General features: G+C 51.2%; 4 protein-coding genes. 3 read left to right on the top strand and 1 reads right to left on the bottom strand.

The window, feature by feature from the left end; genetic code table 11:
- Positions 1 to 567: 567 nt before the first annotated feature.
- Positions 568 to 888 (top strand): hypothetical protein, encoded by a 321-nt coding sequence (locus tag FBQ85_28250; GenBank protein MDL1879026.1) that lies wholly within the window; start codon positions 568 to 570, stop codon positions 886 to 888.
- 37 nt (positions 889 to 925) lie between these two features.
- Here the strand turns inward: FBQ85_28250 and FBQ85_28245 are convergent, their stop codons facing one another.
- Positions 926 to 1,258, bottom strand: a complete 333-nt coding sequence (locus FBQ85_28245; GenBank protein MDL1879025.1) for a hypothetical protein — start codon at positions 1,256 to 1,258, stop codon at positions 926 to 928.
- Position 1,259: 1 nt separating this feature from the next.
- Here FBQ85_28245 and FBQ85_28240 point away from each other — a divergent pair, with 1 nt between their 5' ends.
- Positions 1,260 to 2,618, top strand: a complete 1,359-nt coding sequence (locus FBQ85_28240) for a cystathionine beta-synthase (GenBank protein ID MDL1879024.1) — start codon at positions 1,260 to 1,262, stop codon at positions 2,616 to 2,618.
- Between the two features lie 276 nt (positions 2,619 to 2,894).
- Positions 2,895 to 3,414 (top strand): DUF4249 family protein (locus tag FBQ85_28235; protein MDL1879023.1); only part of this gene is annotated, 520 nt, incomplete at its 3' end.

Below are 3,414 nucleotides of genomic sequence, written 5' to 3'. Positions count from 1 at the left end.
AGGCACAGTGAACAAATGATAAGGCATCGAATTCATAAATGCAAGCGGACAAAGCAGTGTTGGTAATGGCTAAAGGGGGTGGAATAAATCACCTTTACAAATTGCCCCGATTGGGCGGGCAAATCAAACGACCCAATGAATTTAATGGATGACTCATTCTATTCCACCCCCTAAATGTAAGTTCGCAAGCGCATAGTTGCGGACAAAACTTTTATTCACACTGGCCGCCGGTAAGCAAAAATCTCTGCACCTCCGTGTTCATCGGTGACCAATCTAAAAAGTATAGAGCAACGAGGACACCGCAGGCGTTGGCCTATTTTCATCTGGTATCAACTAACTTGCCACCTGTGTTGGTTGCCTGCAATAGCGAATAAAATTCTACAGAATTTCTACAACAAGTTTAATTTTTGAATATGCAAGCTCAAAAATTGTTGATTGGAATTTTTAAGTTTACAATTCTTGCGCTTATCGTTCATCACTTGGCATCATCGTTGCAAAAAGGGAAAAACGCAGGGCGAGCAAAGTCAAGCATTGTGCAAAGCACACACTCAAACAGGAGATTTGAAAATGAAGTCGTTCAAAATCATGCTGGCCTGTGCGGCTTTTGCAAGCGGGATGTTGTGGTTGCCTGAAACGAGTGTTGCACAGATTCGTGTTCATGTGCGTGTCGGGCCGCCGCCTCCGCCGCGCGTCGTGGTGGTCAAACAACGATCGCATCGCAAAGGCAAAGTCTGGGTTTCCGGCCATTGGAGATGGAATGGCCGCAGGCATGTTTGGCATGACGGGCGTTATGTCGCGCACAGACGCGGTTTCATATGGGTTGATGGCTATTGGGCGCGCGATCGTCGCGGCTGGTATTGGGTTGAGGGTTATTGGCGGCGCTGCTGATTTTGCTCCCCTTCCTTAACTGCTCCTTTCACATACATCACGGAAAAGCCTCTGCAGGTTGCGGGGGCTTTTCTATTTTGGCAGCCGGCATCTGCTGAGCGCATGGAATATTGAGACAATGCTTGTGCAACAGCCTGGGCCGTGCATGAAATTTATAAATTTTCACAATCCCAATTCTCAGCCAAGCCGGCATTAAAGTGTTTTTATGCGGAATGAAAATATTTAAATCAAAGACGTCCTTGCTTCTTGCCGCCAATTTTCCTATCATCGCACGTTTTTTGGCAGTCAGGCCCGCCTTCAGTTCGGCAGATTTACAACAAACAACACGCACGGCATCGCGGCGGGCCACCATCCAGCAAAGCGAGGACATCATGTTGTTCGAAAACATTCTGCAAGTGATCGGCAAAACGCCGATGGTAAAGCTGCATCGCGTCGGTTCGCAATTGGCCTGCAATCTCTACGCGAAATGTGAATTCATAAACCCCGGCGGTTCGCTCAAGGATCGTATCGGCAAGTCGATGGTGGAAGCCGCGGAGCGCGAAGGCCGGATCAAACCCGGTGATACCTTGATTGAACCTACCAGCGGCAACACCGGGATCGGCATTGCGCTCGCGGGCGCGGTGCGCGGCTATCGCGTGATCATTACCCTGCCCGAAAAAATGAGCCGCGAGAAGCAGGTTGTGCTCGAGGCGCTGGGCGCGGAAATCATTCGCACGCCCACCGAAGCCGCCTTCGATTCGCCGGAGAGTCACATCAGCGTTGCGCGCCGCTTGCAATCCGAGTTGCCCAATGCGCATATTCTTGATCAATACTCCAATCCCAACAATCCCCGCGTGCACTACGAAGAAACCGCGCAGGAAATTTTGAATGATCTCGACGGCCAGATTGACATGGTGGTGATGGGCGCGGGCACCGGCGGTTCGATCACAGGCGTTGCCAAGCGCATTAAAGAGATTCGCCCGAATTGCATGATCGTGGGCGCGGATCCGGTCGGCTCAATTCTCGCCGGCGGCACGGAAGTGGGCACCTATAAAGTTGAAGGCATCGGATATGACTTTATCCCGGAAGTATTGGATCGCGAGGTGGTCGATGAGTGGGTAAAGACAACGGATCAACATTCGTTTCTGCTGGCGCGAAGACTGATTCGTGAAGAAGGTTTGCTGGTTGGCGGCTCGAGCGGATCCGTGTTATTTGCCGCTTTGCAAAAAGCGCCCAGGCTCAAAGCCGGGCAGAATTGTGTCGTGGTATTGCCGGACGGCGTGCGCAATTACATGACGAAATTCGTCGACAACAAATGGATGCGCGACAACGGCTTTTTCGAGTCAAAAATGGCGGCCGGGCAAGTCGGTGATATTTTAGAGAAAGAATCAAACCGTCCGGAGCTGGTATGCGCCGAAGATGTGCAAACCATCCGGGATGTCGTGGCCATCATGCGTCAGAAGGGGATTTCGCAATTGCCCGTGACTTCCGGCGGCGTGCTTGTGGGTATCATTTCCGAGAGAGATTTGATGGAATTCATTGCCGCGGGCGCGGGCGACACTAATGCGCTCGTCTCGAAGTGCATGAATCGCCAGGTGGCAGTGGTGGGTTTGCATACGCCGATTTCGACGCTGCAAGAATCATTGCGGCAAAGCAATGCCGTTGTCGTCGTCGATACCGCGCGCAAACCCGTGACGATCTTGACCCGTATCGATTTGCTCGACTATCTGGCCAATAGCGCGCAGGAATAAATGCTTGCAATAAGGCTGAAACTAAATTATGATGGCTCTTCGGCCACGGAAATGAAATCCCACAAGAGAAGCGCCATTCAATCTAACAGTCCCTTTCATCAAACCGCTGATCAACGCGAATGAACGCTAATCTTTTTCAATTCGTGTGTAGAAGTGGAAAACTTCAGTTTAGAAGCCCTTTTTTGCAATGCTGTGAGATTTCTATTTTTTGAGGACAAAGGTTTTTAACGTTGACCGATACTGGAAGATTGATTGAGATTATTTTGGGAAAAACGCATGTCTTTGATGCAGCAAATAGTCAATGAAGTCCGCTTCCCTATATTTATCATCTTTGTAATCTGTTTTGCTTTACTCTCCTGCAGCGGCCAGCCCACCGAACCGGCGTTTGAAGAGAAGTTGGTGGTGAATGGGTTTCTCAAAGCCGGCAGCGGCGTGGATAGCATTGTGGTCAGCAAAACCATTCCCATTGAAGAGAAATTCGACGCTTCGATATCGCGTGTGCGCGGCGCAGTGGTGCGTGTCCGGCGTGCGGGCGACCGTTGGTTTACGCTGGCAGAATATCCGCCGGCAATCGTGCGCGATGATCAAGGCAATGTTATCGATGAAGTCGGCGGCATTTATTTTTTGCCTCCAGAATCGCTGCGCGTGGAGAGCGGCCAAACGTATGAGTTGAGTGTTGCCGCGTTAGGCCTGGAGGTGGGCGCACAAACCACCGTGCCGCCGCAGATCAGCATCGTTGAAATGAATCGCGGCGAACGCTATGGCGACCGGCCGTTGTTTGCCGGCGGCGATACCG

It is taken from the genome of Cytophagia bacterium CHB2, assembly GCA_030263535.1.
GTDB lineage: Bacteria > Zhuqueibacterota > Zhuqueibacteria > Zhuqueibacterales > Zhuqueibacteraceae > Coneutiohabitans.
Note: the sequence above shows the minus strand (reverse complement) of the source record. Positions and strands in the feature narration are given on the sequence as shown.

Coding starts and splice junctions, on each gene's coding strand:
- FBQ85_28250 (MDL1879026.1), top strand. CDS start 568: ATGAAGTCGTTCAAAATCATGCTGGCCTGTGCGGCTTTTGCAAGCGGG.
- FBQ85_28245 (MDL1879025.1), bottom strand. CDS start 1,258: ATGTCCTCGCTTTGCTGGATGGTGGCCCGCCGCGATGCCGTGCGTGTT.
- FBQ85_28240 (MDL1879024.1), top strand. CDS start 1,260: ATGTTGTTCGAAAACATTCTGCAAGTGATCGGCAAAACGCCGATGGTA.